This window comes from Corynebacterium faecale, from assembly GCF_030408735.1.
Taxonomy (GTDB): Bacteria; Actinomycetota; Actinomycetes; order Mycobacteriales; family Mycobacteriaceae; genus Corynebacterium; species Corynebacterium faecale.
Window position 1 is genome coordinate 1,046,139 of sequence record NZ_CP047204.1, and the last position, 13,747, is coordinate 1,059,885.

At 61.1% G+C, this 13,747-nt stretch carries 13 protein-coding genes; 9 read left to right on the forward strand and 4 right to left on the reverse strand.

The window, feature by feature from the left end; genetic code table 11:
* The first annotated feature begins 81 nt into the window (after window positions 1-81).
* On the forward strand, window positions 82-1,287 hold the full coding sequence (locus CFAEC_RS04905) for a YkvI family membrane protein (protein WP_290279350.1): 1,206 nt from the start codon (window positions 82-84) through the stop codon (window positions 1,285-1,287).
* 9 nt (window positions 1,288-1,296) lie between these two features.
* On the opposite strand, the gene CFAEC_RS04910 is transcribed toward CFAEC_RS04905, so the two are convergent.
* Window positions 1,297-1,836 carry a ribonuclease FAU-1 family protein gene (locus CFAEC_RS04910; RefSeq protein WP_290279352.1) on the reverse strand — a complete coding sequence of 180 codons (540 nt, stop codon included), beginning with the start codon at window positions 1,834-1,836 and terminating at the stop codon, window positions 1,297-1,299.
* Window positions 1,837-1,845: 9 nt separating this feature from the next.
* Complete coding sequence (locus CFAEC_RS04915) at window positions 1,846-2,586, reverse strand: Rv1157c family protein (protein WP_290279354.1); 741 nt, start codon at window positions 2,584-2,586, stop codon at window positions 1,846-1,848.
* A gap of 422 nt (window positions 2,587-3,008) precedes the next feature.
* On the opposite strand from CFAEC_RS04915, the gene typA reads away from it, so the two are divergent.
* The 8 genes from typA (at window position 3,009) to CFAEC_RS04955 (ending at window position 11,374) form a co-directional block, all read left to right on the forward strand.
* Window positions 3,009-4,922 carry a translational GTPase TypA gene (gene typA / locus CFAEC_RS04920; RefSeq protein WP_290279357.1) on the forward strand — a complete coding sequence of 638 codons (1,914 nt, stop codon included), beginning with the start codon at window positions 3,009-3,011 and terminating at the stop codon, window positions 4,920-4,922.
* Window positions 4,923-5,014: 92 nt separating this feature from the next.
* Entirely contained in the window at window positions 5,015-6,616 is a 1,602-nt protein-coding gene (locus CFAEC_RS04925) for an ABC transporter family substrate-binding protein (protein ID WP_290279359.1), read from the forward strand.
* Complete coding sequence (mshB, locus tag CFAEC_RS04930; RefSeq protein ID WP_290279361.1) at window positions 6,600-7,487, forward strand: N-acetyl-1-D-myo-inositol-2-amino-2-deoxy-alpha-D-glucopyranoside deacetylase; 888 nt, start codon at window positions 6,600-6,602, stop codon at window positions 7,485-7,487. Before CFAEC_RS04925 ends, mshB begins: the two co-directional genes overlap by 17 nt.
* Window positions 7,488-7,492: 5 nt before the next feature.
* Entirely contained in the window at window positions 7,493-7,891 is a 399-nt protein-coding gene (locus CFAEC_RS04935; protein WP_290279363.1) for a hypothetical protein, read from the forward strand.
* A 66-nt stretch (window positions 7,892-7,957) separates the two neighbouring features.
* On the forward strand, window positions 7,958-8,275 hold the full coding sequence (fdxA, locus tag CFAEC_RS04940; RefSeq protein ID WP_290279365.1) for a ferredoxin: 318 nt from the start codon (window positions 7,958-7,960) through the stop codon (window positions 8,273-8,275).
* Between the two features lie 11 nt (window positions 8,276-8,286).
* A complete protein-coding gene (gene dapC / locus CFAEC_RS04945) occupies window positions 8,287-9,399 on the forward strand; it encodes a succinyldiaminopimelate transaminase (RefSeq protein WP_290279366.1) in 1,113 nt (370 codons plus the stop codon).
* 74 nt (window positions 9,400-9,473) lie between these two features.
* Window positions 9,474-10,040, forward strand: a complete 567-nt coding sequence (locus tag CFAEC_RS04950) for a GtrA family protein (RefSeq protein ID WP_290279807.1) — start codon at window positions 9,474-9,476, stop codon at window positions 10,038-10,040.
* A 161-nt stretch (window positions 10,041-10,201) separates the two neighbouring features.
* On the forward strand, window positions 10,202-11,374 hold the full coding sequence (locus tag CFAEC_RS04955; protein ID WP_290279368.1) for an HNH endonuclease signature motif containing protein: 1,173 nt from the start codon (window positions 10,202-10,204) through the stop codon (window positions 11,372-11,374).
* On the opposite strand, the gene dapD is transcribed toward CFAEC_RS04955, so the two are convergent.
* A complete protein-coding gene (dapD, locus tag CFAEC_RS04960) occupies window positions 11,355-12,257 on the reverse strand; it encodes a 2,3,4,5-tetrahydropyridine-2,6-dicarboxylate N-succinyltransferase (protein ID WP_290279370.1) in 903 nt (300 codons plus the stop codon). The two genes, CFAEC_RS04955 and dapD, sit on opposite strands and share 20 nt — an antisense overlap.
* Window positions 12,258-12,273: 16 nt before the next feature.
* Entirely contained in the window at window positions 12,274-13,734 is a 1,461-nt protein-coding gene (gene aroP, locus CFAEC_RS04965; RefSeq protein ID WP_290279371.1) for an aromatic amino acid transport protein AroP, read from the reverse strand.
* Window positions 13,735-13,747: the final 13 nt, after the last annotated feature.

The following is a 13,747-nucleotide window of genomic DNA, read 5'->3' on the forward strand; positions in this document are numbered from 1 at the left end:
GCGGGGCCACATTTGGAAAAGAGACGGACATGCACCATATTTATCTCTTGTTATAAGCCAAGGAGTAAAGGACGGTAGGCAATGGTGGGACAGGTTGTGAAGGTGGCCCTGGCGTTTGTGGGCATCATTGTCGGAGCGGGTTTCGCGTCCGGGCAGGAAGTGATGCAGTACTTCGTGGCATTCGGCATCAACGGCATCTGGGGTGCGGTGATCTCCGCGGTGGTGATGACGGTGATGGCGCTGATCATTCTCCAGCTGGGCAGCTATTTCCATGCTGATGAGCACGGCGAGGTGTTCCGCCGGGTGAGCCACCCGATCTTCTCCCGGCTTCTTGATATCGGTGTGGTTCTCACCCTGTTCTCCACCGGTTTCGTCATGTTCGCCGGTGCCGGGGCCAACCTCAACCAGCAGTGGGGGCTGCCGGTCTGGGTGGGGGCGCTGGTGATGGTGGTGTTGGTGCTCGCCGCGGGCATGCTGGATGTGGACAAGGTGACCACCGTGATCGGTGCGATCACCCCCTTCATCATCGTGTTCATCACGATCGCCTCGATCTACACCATCGTCGCCGGTGATTTCTCCGGCGTGGAACAGCTGGAGGAGGCCTCTGAGTCCGTGGAGACCACCCTGCCCAACTGGTTTGTGGCGGGCGTGAACTACACCTCCTTCAACCTGATGGTGGCGGTGTCCATGGCGGTGGTCATCGGTGGCAACATGTTCAACCCACGGGTGGCTGGCAGGGGTGGTCTGCTGGGTGGTCTGATTTACAGTGGGCTGTTGCTCATCAGCGCCATCACCCTGTTCCTCGCCGTGGAGAAGGTCGGTGCTGATGATATGCCGATGCTGACCATCATCAACGAACTCAACCCGGTTCTCGGGCAGGTGATGGCCGTGGTGATCTACGGCATGATCTTCAATACGGCCCTGGGGATGTTCTACGCGCTGGGCAGGCGTCTCACCGCGTCGCGCCCCACCACATTCAAGCCGATCTACATGCTGACGGTGCTGGCGGGATTCGGTTTGAGTTTCTTCGGCTTCAGGGAGCTGGTGGGTTATGTCTACCCGATCCTGGGGTACATGGGTCTCCTGCTGATCGCCGTCATGCTCGTGGCGTGGGCGCGCGCGCGGGTACGCATCTACCGTGAGTCCGAGCGTCGGATGCGGATCGTGGACCTGCTGCAGATCGGCACCCATGGCAATCTGAGCCGGGAGGAGGCTGTGGCCCTCGACCGGGAGATTGCGGAATCCAATCTGGATGAACTCCAGATCAGGTCAGCGGTGCGGGAGTAGGAAAAATCCCTACTCCGCGGGGACGAGCTGGATCTGGTTGGTATCAGCCCAGGTCAGGTCGATGCCCCTGGAGCGCAACCACTGCATGGGATCGTCGCCGTTGCGGGTGATGCCCTCCACGGCGTTGAGGGTGGCGTCGATGGCGCGTTCTGCATCGTCGGCGGTGATGAGGCCGGCGGAGGTCGCTGCGGCGAGCTCATCGATGTCCATGACGGTGACGGGTTCACCGATGACGGAGATCAGATCCACGTAGAGATCCCGGGTGATCCAGACATCGTTGTCCACGGTGATCTCCGCGATGTCCAGGTAATAGTCCTGTCGCTCTTCCACGCCGTCACGGAAGTGGAAGATGTTGGCGCGCAGGCCCAGCGTGGGCAGCAGCCAGCTCTCCAGGTAACCGAACTTCGGGTGGTTGGCGCCGCGGGCCATGTAGAGGCCGAAATCGGTGACGGTGTATGTGTCAACCTCGCGGAGGAAACCCTTGGGATCGGTGTTGAGGCGATCCGCGGTATTGAAGGTCTCCTGTTTGACGGGGTGTAGGTCAGTCATGGTTTTTCCTTATCTCACATCGAATACGACACCGGTGGGCAGGAACGTGCAGTTCGCGTCGCCGTTGTCGGTTGACGTGGTGAGACCTCCACTGAGCACGGCCACGATGAGACCGTGACCCGTGTCGGCCACACCTGAGATCGTGGAGGGGCCATCCGGGTTGATGCCGGTGTCGCCCAGGACAGTGGTGCCATGTGTGAAGTTGCTCAGATTCGCCCACTGAACCCGCATCCCGGCGGTCTGCTGTTGCGCCAGCTCCCCGGTGCCCAGTGCGGTGAACACGAAGGCCGTCTGCCCGGCGTTGACACCGGGGAGGGGGAGTGCTGCGGGGCCGGGAACCGCGAAGGCACTGCCCACGGAGGCTTCGGTGCCTCCGATGCAGTTATCCGCACGGGTCGGCCAGGCGAACTGGGCGATATCCGGTGCGTTCTCGGGAATCTCGATGTCGCCGCCGTCGCCGTCTCCGGAAATAAAGCCCAGTGCCTGGTTCACGATGTCCCGGATCTCCTGGGGAACCCACGGCTGGTTCACCGTGTTCATGATCTGCTGGCGTCCCGCTTCAGTGGGGCGACCCAGGTGATCAATGGGGAGACCGCTGGAGAGATTGCTGGCGATGCCGGTAGAGAGGTTGTACAGATCCTCCGCCGGATTGGCGGAGGCGGTGGGGGAGGCTACTGCGGCGAGGGCGCCGGTCACCGCGATGGCGGTGAGTGCCCGGAGGCCCCTGAGGTGTGCGGAGTGCTTGGCCACGATGTTGTACTTGCCTTTCGACGACGGCGAAACCTGAGTGGAGCTTCAAGGGCGAGAATTGGTTAACAGTAGTCACAAAAGTAACTTCCGTTAACATTCTTCCCTCCTGTCACAATAATGGCAGAAGATTCACTGTCAATACGATCTGTGGAATTTCCAGGGATTGTTCCCTGAAATCATGAGGCCTCACGACAAACGCATGGTGTGCGTTCCCGCAGTGCCTCGTTGTCTTGTCTTTCGGTGCATGAGACTGTTTCGTTACAAAGTCTTTCTGAGCCTTCGTCAGGCGTACCCCGTCCCCCGGTGTCGTGCGGTGAGATGTGCGCCAAGTGGCATGTACGGGTAGACTTTTAACGTTCTATAACAAGGGATGTACGTTTTTGCTACATCCGCCATCTTTACCCGGCAGGAGAATGCCCGCAGTGACCCATCCAGAGTTTCGCAACGTAGCTATCGTCGCGCACGTTGACCACGGAAAAACCACACTCGTAAACAGTATGCTTGAGCAGTCTGGTGTGTTCGGCGACCACGGCGAAGTTGCAGACCGTGTGATGGACTCCGGTGACCTGGAACGCGAAAAGGGCATCACCATCCTGGCCAAGAACACCGCCATCCGACGCAAGGGTGAGGGTAAGGACGGCAATGATCTGATCATCAACGTCATCGACACCCCCGGCCACGCCGACTTCGGTGGCGAGGTTGAGCGTGCGCTGTCCATGGTTGACGGCGTCGTCCTTCTCGTTGATGCCTCCGAGGGACCGCTCCCACAGACCCGCTTCGTGCTGTCCAAGGCACTGGCCTCCAAGATGCCCGTGATCATCGCGGTGAACAAGACCGACCGCCCCGATGCCCGCATCGACGAGGTTGTTGAAGAAGCCCAGGATCTCCTCCTCGAGCTGGCCGCAGCCATCGAGGACGAGGAAGCCGCCGCAGCCGCTGAGCAGCTGCTCGACCTTCCTGTTCTCTACACCTCCGGCCGCGAGGGCAAGGCCTCCACCAAGAACCCGGGCAACGGCAACGTCCCGGATTCCCCTGACCTGCAGCCACTGTTCGACACCCTGCTCCAGGTTCTCCCGGAGCCTGAGGCCAACATCGACGCGCCTCTGCAGGCTCACGTCACCAACCTGGACTCCTCCTCCTTCCTCGGCCGCATCGGCCTGATCCGCGTCCACGCAGGTTCCCTGAAGAAGGGCCAGCAGGTCGCCTGGATCCACTATGACGAAGACGGCAACCAGCACACCAAGACCGCTAAGATCGCCGAGCTGCTGACCACCGTCGGTTTCTCCCGCGTCCAGGCCGAGGAGGTCATCGCCGGTGACATCGCCGCCATCTCCGGCATCGAGAACATCATGATCGGTGACACCCTTGCCGATCCGGACAACCCCGTTGCCCTGCCACGCATCACCGTTGATGAGCCGGCCCTGTCCATGACCATCGGTGTCAACACCTCTCCGATGGCCGGCCGCGGTGGCGGAGACAAGCTGACCGCACGTGTGGTCAAGGCCCGCCTTGACCAGGAGCTGATTGGTAACGTCTCCCTCAAGGTCAAGCCGACTGAACGTCCGGATTCCTGGGAGGTTCAGGGCCGTGGCGAGATGGCACTGTCCATCCTCGTCGAGACCATGCGCCGCGAAGGCTTCGAGCTGACCGTGGGTAAGCCACAGGTGGTTACCCAGACCATCGACGGCAAGCTCCACGAGCCATTCGAGATCATCGTCATCGATGTTCCTTCCGAGTACCAGGGCAATGTCACCCAGCTGCTGGCCAACCGCAAGGGCCTCATGCAGTCCATGACCACTACCCCGGGCTCCGACTGGATCCGTATGGAATTCCGCATCCCGGCCCGTGGCCTGATCGGTTTCCGTACCCAGTTCATGACTGAGACCCGCGGTACCGGCATCGCCAACTCCTACTCTGATGGCCTGGATACCTGGGCCGGCGAGATCAAGGGCCGTGCCCACGGTTCCCTGGTTGCCGACCGTTCCGGCAAGATCACCGCATTCGCGCTGACCCAGCTGGCAGACCGCGGTAACTTCTTCGTGGAGCCAGGCACCGAAACCTACGAGGGTGTCGTTGTCGGTTCCAACAACCGCGAAGAAGACATGGACATCAACCCGACCAAGGAGAAGAAGCTCACCAACATGCGTGCAGCTTCCGCCGACACCACCGTCACCCTGGCCAAGGCCCAGACCCTCTCCCTGGATGAGGCACTGGAGTTCTGTGGCGTCGACGAATGCGTCGAGGTCACCCCAGATGTCCTGCGTATCCGCAAGGTCATCCTGAACGCGACCGAGCGTAACCGCGCCCGTTCCCGCGCCAAGAACCTCAACAAGTAGGTTAAGGAAAACAAGGCCCGTTGAATCCCCGAAATGTGGGGTTCAGCGGGCCTTTGCGGTTGTGTCCAGCCCACACAGTAGGATCAACAATCGTGAAGAAAAGCCTGCGCATACTGGCACTGGCCATCAGCTCGACCCTGCTCGGCGGGGCGTTGGTGGCCTGTCAGGCGAGCCCCGGTCCCGCCCCCGTGGAAGAGGTCCCGGAGACCACACAGCAGACCACGCAGCTTGAGTCCACCACCACCATGTCCGTGGAACCGGAGGATGAGATCGAACAGGGCCGATCCACGGTCAACATCGGGATTGATCCGCTGCGCAATGGTTTCAACCCGCACCTGATGGCGGATGATGCCCAGGTGGTCCGGGATATCTCCGAGCTGGTCCTGCCGAGCACCTTCGACAACGGTGTCATGAACACGGATCTCCTGGTGGCGGCCAACGTGGTGGCACCGTCCTCGTCCGCAGTGGCGCAGACCGTCAGCTACACCATCGCCCAGGAGGCACAGTGGAGTGACGGGACTCCCATCACCGGTTCTGACTTCGAATATCTGCGCCGTTCCATCGTGGACACCCCCGGTACCTTCAACCGCGCGGGTTACCAGGCGATCTCTGCGATCCGGACCTCCGGTGGAGGCAGGACGGTGGCCGTTGATTTCACCACACCGGTGGAACAGTGGCAGTCCCTGTTCAACAACCTGCTGCCCAGCCATCTCCTCCTGAGTCAGCAGGACGGGTTCCGCACCAGCATGTTTGACTCGATCCCGGCTGCGGGGGGCAGGTACATGGTGCGGTCCATCGACCGGCAGCGCGGCATGATCACCCTCGCCCGCAATGACCGCTTCTGGGGCGCGCGCCCGGCCCACATTGAATTATTGACCTTCCACGAAGCCCGTTCCACCTCCCGCGCCGGAGAATTCCTCCGCACGGGACAGAGTGCCTTCATGAACCTGCGTCCCACCGAAACGCTGGTGGACACACTCAGCCTGGTGCCGGGTACCGAGGTGCGCGTCTCTGATACTGACCGCACCCTCGAGGTGGTCCTCAACACACGGTCCGGGGCGATGGGCACGGCGAAGCGCCGCGCCGGGGTTCTTGAGCTTATCGACGTCCCCCTCACCGCCCGTCTCGCCGCCGGACGCTCCTCCGAACTGAGTGTTGCTGCGGAAACAGAGTATGTGGTGGCAGATGACGTCGACAAGCAGGAGCTGACCGCAACAACCCCGCTACGCTTCGCCGTGGACCCCGCCGATGACCAGGCCGTTGCGGCGGGCCGGACCGTGGTGGACATGCTCGCCGCGGCGGGCATCAAGGCCGTGACCGTTCCCACCGATGTGGCATCAATCCTCGCGGAGGGCCTGCCCGCAGGTGATCTGGATGGGGTGATCACCAGAACCAGGAACACCACTGATTCCCTGTCCCTGCTGGAGCGCTACGGTTGTGACCTCGCACTCAGTGGTTGGTGTGAGGAGACAACCCAGGATTATCTGGAGCAGGTGCTCGCCGGAGACATTGACTTTGATCCGGACTGGGCCAGGCGGTTGAATGCACAACAGGCGCTGAGTCTGCCCATCATCACCGAGAACCGGGTGGAGGCGCGCACGGGAGGTATTGTGGGGCCGGCCGGTGATGCGGCGGCCTGGCCCGGCGGTATCGCGAGCGCACCGAACTGGAGGAAGAATGACACTGAACAATAGCCTGTCCGGATTCCGGGTGGTGGCGGTGCACGCCCACCCCGATGATGAGGCGATCACCACCGGTGGCGCCCTGCATCACCTCGCTGCACGCGGGGCTGATGTGACTGTGGTCACCTGCACCCTCGGTGAACAGGGTGAGGTGATCGGGGATACCTGGCAGCAGTTGGTTAACGGCGACGCCGACCAGCTCGGGGGTTTCCGGATCCATGAGCTGCTCGCCTCACTTGAGATCCTCGGTGTGCGCGGACACTTCCTGGGTGGTGCCGGACGCTGGCGTGATTCTGGAATGGTGGGGGACCCGGCCAATGAGCATCCGCGCGCATTCGTGCGTTCCGGGACAGCGGCGGAGGATCAGCTGGTGTCGGTGTTTGAACAACTGCGCCCGCATCTGGTGATCACCTACGGCCCCGACGGCGGTTATGGCCACCCGGATCACATCCGTGCCCATGAGATCACCCACGGCGCCGCTGCCTGCGTGGAGGGCGTCCAACGCATTGCCTGGGCGGTCACCGGGCGCGCAGACCTTGAGGCGGGACTGGATGCCATTGAGGCCATTCCGGACGGCTGGCGGGCTCCTGCGGACGGTGAACTGGCCTGCCTGGACCAGGTTGATTATCAAATGCACCTGGATGATCTTGATTATGCCGCCAAAGTGGAGTCCATGCGGGTACACGCCACCCAGCTGTGGATCGCGGACGGTTCGGTGTCCATCACCAACCCGCGTGCCGCCGTTGCACGGGCAGAATCGACGGTGTTCGCCTTAAGTAATCTGATCGCCCAGCCCATCATGCGCAGGGAACATTATCAGTTGGGTGGGGGAGTGGCGTTCCCCACCGGGGCGGCCGAACTCACCGATGGTCTGGAGCGCTAGTTACCGTGGAACGTAATAAGAGTTTCATTCACCGGGGACTATCCCGGGGTGAGGTGATCGGTGGTATTTTCTGGCTCAGTCTCGCGGCTGGGATATCACTGTTGCTGGAGGTGGTGTACCTGGGGACGTGGATCACACTGCCCGGGGGGATGGCCATGGCGTTCCCGTACACGATCATCATCGCGTTCTTCTTCAATATGGTCCTGACCAGGACTTCCATGCTGTGGACCGATAGTAGGCCGGTGGCTGCGATCCCCCTGTTCGTGTGGACCCTGGGCTTTGCCCTGTTCCTCATCTGGCCCCTGGCGGTGGGGGATCAACTGGTGGGCTCGAACATCCGCTCCGTGCTCCTACTTTTTGTTGGTTTGGCCGGGGGGATTTGGCCCTTGATGAAGGGCACGTAGCATAATGAAGCCATTAGGATTGTCATGTTCTTCCATTTATAACGAGCCAGGAGTTTTCGAGTACCAATGACCTATACAATCGCACAGCCCTGCGTTGACGTCTTGGACCGTGCCTGCGTTGAAGAGTGCCCCGTCGACTGCATCTACGAAGGCAAGCGCATGCTGTACATCCACCCGGATGAGTGCGTCGACTGTGGTGCCTGCGAGCCGGCCTGTCCGGTCGAGGCGATCTTCTACGAGGACGATGTTCCAGACGAGTGGCTCGACTACAACGATGCCAATGTTGGTTTCTTCGACGATCTCGGTTCCCCGGGTGGCGCGGCGAAGCTCGGACCGCAGGACTTTGATCACCCCCTGATCGCGGCGCTGCCCCCGCAGGCCTAATCTGTACATTCATGACCCGTAAACCCCGCACCCCCTTAGCCACCATCCTCCCGGACTTCCCCTGGGATTCACTAGCCTCCGCGAAAGCACAGGCGAGTGCGCATCCGGATGGCATTGTGAATCTGTCGGTTGGCACCCCGGTTGATCCGGTCGCCCCCGGAATCCAGATCGCGCTTTCGGAGGCCGCGGGGTTCTCCGGTTACCCGCAGACCATCGGCACCCCCGAACTGCGGTCTGCGATCCGCGCGGCGCTGCTGCGCCGCTACAACATGACAGCGCTTGTCGACGCCTCCGTGATCCCCGTGGTGGGCACCAAGGAGGCGATCGCTCTCCTGCCCACGATGCTCGGCCTCTCCGGGCACACCGTGGTGATCCCGGAGATCGCATATCCGACCTATGAGGTCGCCGCGGTGGCCGCCGGTGCGCGGGTACGTCGTTCGGATTCGTTGCTGAAGCTGGGACCCGAGGTCCCGTCACTGATGTTCCTCAATTCACCGTCCAACCCGACCGGCAAGGTGCTGGGTATTCCACACCTGCGCAAGGTTGTGGAATGGGCGCGGGACAATGACGTGATCATCGCAGCGGACGAATGTTACCTGGGTCTGGGCTGGGATGATGACAATGAGCCCGTCTCCATCCTGGACCCGCGGGTCTGCGATGGTGACCACACCAACCTGTTGGCCATCCACTCGCTGTCCAAGACCTCCAACATGGCCTCCTACCGCGCTGGATACATCGTGGGGGACACCTCCCTGGTGGGTGAGCTGACCGAAGCACGCAAGAACCTGGGTCTCATGGTTCCCCACGCCATCCAGCAGGCGATGATCGCCGCGCTCAATGATGATCTGCAGGAGGCGGGGCAGAAGCTGGTGTATGCACGTCGTCGTTTAGCGCTGATGAAGGCCCTGATCGGGGCGGGTTTCCGCATCGACAATTCCGAGGCTGGTCTCTACCTCTGGGCCACCCGCGATGAGCCCTGCCGGGACACGGTGGACTGGTTCGCCGAGCGCGGCATCCTGGTCGCCCCCGGTGACTTCTATGGTCCACGTGGCGCACTTCATGTCCGCGTTGCCCTCACTGAGGTGGACGAGCGTATCGAGGCTGCTGTCACACGCCTTTCCTGACGGTTTTATCAACACGCCCGCGAAGGGCTAGGATTGAATCCCTAAAACTGTTTTTTGACATTGGAAGAGGCGTGTTGAGTTCCGAAAAACGTGGCTGGGAAACTCGCCTTCGAAGGACGACCCGACAGTTCCTGAAGTTCGGGTTGGTGGGTGGCTCCGGCACCGTGGTAAACCTCCTTGTAGCTGCATTGGCGAAGAAAATCGCAGGCTGGACGAGCGGTATCTCCGAGCACGATCCCTTCATGAATCTCCTGGGTACCGACTTCAATATCCGCTGGTATCACGTGTTCATGACCATCGCCTTCCTGGTGGCCAATACGTGGAACTACCAGCTCAACCGCATGTGGACCTTCAAGACAAAGGAGATGCGGTCCTGGTGGCGCGGTTTCTTCCCCTTTCTGGCGACAGGCCTCGTTGCTTTCATCGTCAGTCAGATTGTGACCACCCTGCTGATGAACCCCAGCTCGCCCATCGCACTATCCTCTGAGATCTTTGACGATTCCACCGGATTCCGCACCAAGTTCTACTGGGCGCTCGTGATTTCCATCGTGATCTCCATGCCCGTGAACTTCCTGGTGAACAAGTACTGGGCCTTCCGCAAGCCCAGGACAAGGATTGTTGTCATGTCTGATCCGCGGTAGAGGGGAAGCACTGAACCAGAGGGAGCCTGAGGGCTCCCTTTTTTCTTTTTGCACAGGTGTCGACTGTGAAACATAATCGAAAACTTGTTTGATAAAAGCCTTGCTTTTGGGTGGCGGTCGGGTGAGGATGGAGGGGAACACATTATCGAAAGGGGGGAATAATGATCACCGTTGACGTCTTCTTCAGTCACCAGGATCCGGCCAGTCCGGTCTCACATGTCATAGCCGACAGGAACATGTCCGAACACCAGATGTGGCTCACGTTGATCGACGATGACACGCATGACGCCGACTCACTCATCGTCGAACTGATGCGGCTGACGGGCATGAACCGCACCGAGGTCAACAACGGGCTCAATGCGGTCGCCGCCATGGACAAGCTGCCCAGACTCCGGGCGTTGCAGGAGAAGCATTACCCACTGAGCGTGGCTTTCGTCTCCAGGATCATGACTGCTGTTGCCCGCGCAGAGGAGGAACTGTGGGAGGAGCTGGATCGCCGCATCGTTGAGCGGTTGACTCCACGGGTGGCCAATGAGGTGATGATCCAGGCGCACGATCTCGCAGGCCTGATCACCAGGTGGATCAAGGAGCTGGATCCTGCATTCGGGAAGGAACCCGCGGTGGAACCGGGGGCTCCGCAGGAGTATCTGACCGTACGCTTCGAGAACGGCATGGCCCATATCCGCGGCAGGATCAACCCGACTGATGGTCACCACCTCGCAGAGGCACTGTCCAAGGTCCGGGAGGAGGGCATGACCAATGTCGATGCCCTGAGGGCCTTTCTGGACAGTGAGGCACCCGTGAAGATCATTCAGAACATCTACACGCCACAGAACGGCGGCCTCTCCTGGATGCCAGGGGTGGGGTACTTCGACTGGGACTGCCAAGGCGCCAGCCGGGTGGTTGACCTGGATTGTCACGCCAACGCCGTGGAGAAGGGTTATCGGCCCAGTGAGGGGCTGGCAAACCATGTGCGGGCGCGTGATGGCCACTGCAGGATGCCGGGGTGTAGGGTGCCAGCTGATCAATGCCAGATCGATCACATCATCCCCTGGGGTCAGGGTGGATTGACGGTGGCATGGAACCTCCAGTGCCTCTGCCAGCACCATCACAACATGAAAACAGATGGTCGCTTCCAGGCGGATATCAACGCGGTGGGGGAGGTGACGTGGATCGGTCCGATGAACCAACCGATGGTGACAACACCGATGGGACCCCTGGCCCCCGTGATGCCCACAGGCACATGGGGGCAGACACTCAGATCACGCATGGAGGCCCGTTTCAAGCGGATCAGGGCAGCGGCCCTGGAGAAATTTAATGAAGGTCGGGGTTGAGGGTGACGGTCATGCGGTTGGGGACCGCCTCCACCACGCCGGTGGTGGAGTTGCGTCGAAAGACCAGGCCGCTGCGCCCTGAGAGGTCTGCGGCTTTGACGGTCGCGCCGTCGATAAGCACTTTGGTACCGGCGGTGATGTAGAGGCCGGATTCAATGATGCAATCATCGCCGAGGGGGATGCCGCAGCCGGAGTTTGCTCCAAGGAGACAGCGCTCGCCGAGACTGATGACGTGTTCGCCGCCGCCGGAGAGTGTGCCCATGATCGAGGCGCCGCCACCTATGTCGGTGCCGTCGCCAATGGTCACGCCGGCTGAGATGCGTCCCTCCACCATGGAGCGGCCAAGCGTGCCCGCGTTGAAGTTGATGAATCCTTCGTGCATCACCGTCGTGCCCTCTGCGAGATGCGCGCCCAACCGCACGCGGTCGGCATCACCGATCCGGACCCCGGAGGGCAGGACGTAGTCAACCATGCGGGGGAATTTATCCACTGAATACACGGTGACCTGGCCGCGGCGGGAGAGGCGGGCGCGGGTGAGCTGGAATCCCTCAACGGCGCAGGGGCCATAGTTTGTCCAGACAACGGTGGCAAGAAGATCGAAGATGCCATCCAAATTCAAGCCATGTGGCTTGATCAGGCGGTGTGAGAGAAGGTGGAGCCGCAGCCATGCGTCCGCAGAATCCACCGGGGGCTGGTCCAGGTCGGGGATGTGGGTGTGGATGATGGTCCGGGTGACATCACGGGCATCATCGGCACCGATGAGGGGATCCAGTAGGGCTTCCATGTTCTCGGCCCGGCCCAGCGCGGGGGTCGGGTACCAGACATCGAGGACATCGCCCGAGGGCGTAGTGGTGGCAATTCCAGTCGCAGAAGCGGAAGTCATTCCACCACAATAATTTCTATCGGTCTATCAGTCCAGTGCGCTTCTTCCGCAGGGGGCTGTTGGTGGTGGCAAAGGACAGCAGCACCAGGAAACCGAATACGACAACCACGGAAAACACCTGGGAGCGGGAACCGGCATCACCGAGCATGAGGAGCACCAGACCAGCCAACATCACCAGGGTGAGGATACCCAGCCACGGGTGGGCCCACATGCGGACCGTGGAGATCTCGCCGTTGCGTTCCAATTCGGGGCGTAATTTCAGCTGGGACAGGGCGATCATCGCCCAGACCACCAGGAGACAACCGCCCACGGCATTGAGGAGGAAATCCAACAGTCCGGCTGGGTTGAAATACTGGAGGGCCACGGACACGAAGGCGAAGAACATCGACAGCATGACCGCTGCTGTGGGCACACCACTGTTGCTCAGGTTGCCAAACAGTTTAGGTGCATCATGGTTGCGTCCCATGGCGAAAACCAGGCGGGACGTGGCGTAGATCTGGGCGTTGAAAGCGGAGAGCAGCGCCAAGACAATGACAGCCTCCATCAGGCCGACGGCACCGGGGATATTCGCCATGTCCAGAACCCGGGTGAAGGGAGAGTCTGCTGCGGTTTCCGCGTTGTCGATGGATTCATAGGGGAGGAGGAACGTGATCACGAGGACAGAACCCAGGTAGAACACGGAGATGCGCCAGATCACGGCACGCACTGCAAGTGAAATCGCTCGGCGGGGCTTATCGGATTCCGCGGCTGCGATGGTCACGATCTCAATGCCACCGAAGGCGAAAGCCACAGCCAACAGTCCCGCGGCCACACCGGAAAGACCATTGGGCATGAAGCCGTCCTCGCCGATGAAGTTGCTGGTACCCACGAAGGTGGAACCGGGGAGTAGACCGAAGATCAGTGCAGCTCCGATGAAGAGGAACACCACGATCACCGCAACCTTGATGAACGCGAACCAGTACTCGAACTCGCCGAAACCTCGCACTGCAGCCAGGTTCACCGCGGCGAAGAACACCACGCACACCAGAGCCGGGATCCAGGGATCCACCCCGAACCAGGCGCTCATGATTGCTGCCGCACCGGTCATTTCAGCGCCCATGACCATGATGAGCAGGAACCAGTACAACCAGCCGAGGGAGAAGCCGGCCCAGTGTCCGAAGGCATCTTTGCCGTAGCGGGCGAAACTACCTGAATGGGGGCGGGCGGCGGCCATCTCACCCAGCATCTGCATGACCAGCACCACGATCGCACCGGCGGCGATGTAGGCAAGTAACACGGCGGGTCCGGCTGCGCGGATGCCCACACCGGTGCCCAGGAACAGGCCCGCACCGATCGCGGAACCCAGGCCCATCATGGTGAGGTGACGCGTCCGGAGGCCCGTACCCAGTTCTCTTTGTGTGTCTTGAGTAGACGATGTAGTTGACGTCCCGGGGGCAGCGTTGTGTGTGGCTGCCGCGGAACCTTCGCTGATTGCCATGGTATTACCGTAA